This window comes from Legionella feeleii (assembly GCF_001467625.1).
GTDB classification, from domain to species: Bacteria; Pseudomonadota; Gammaproteobacteria; order Legionellales; family Legionellaceae; genus Tatlockia; species Tatlockia feeleii.
This window is the reverse complement of record NZ_LNYB01000083.1, coordinates 577-889: the sequence shown is the minus strand read 5'-3', so window position 1 is coordinate 889 and position 313 is coordinate 577. Positions and strand designations below refer to the sequence as shown.

Genomic DNA, 313 nt, shown 5'->3' with positions numbered 1-313 from the left:
TGGGGAAGCCATTCGCCGCCATGGGGCTCGCGGGGCTGGGTTTAAACCCAGCCCCTTAGGGGAGCGTGGGTCGCTGCGCCGGCGTCAAGGCTACCCTTACGGCACGCTGCGCGTGGCCTTGACCCAGTCTCCGCTTAATTTTTTGTTAATCTTTATCATCTATAATTAGCCAGACAAATTAAAAGCGAGTAATAAATGCCAAAAATAAACGTTAATTCAACCAAACAAGACGTTCTGGCTGCCGTGGCGCAGAATGGCTGGGCCCTTCAGTACGCGTCTGAAACACTGAAAGACGACCGCGAGGTTGTCTTGG

Annotated in this window: 1 protein-coding gene; it reads left to right on the top strand. The window is 53.0% G+C overall.

Annotation, left to right across the window (positions count from 1 at the left end; translation table 11 throughout):
- Window positions 1-195: 195 nt before the first annotated feature.
- On the top strand, window positions 196-313 hold a 118-nt coding region (locus Lfee_RS17910; RefSeq protein WP_156413391.1), incomplete at its 3' end, for a DUF4116 domain-containing protein.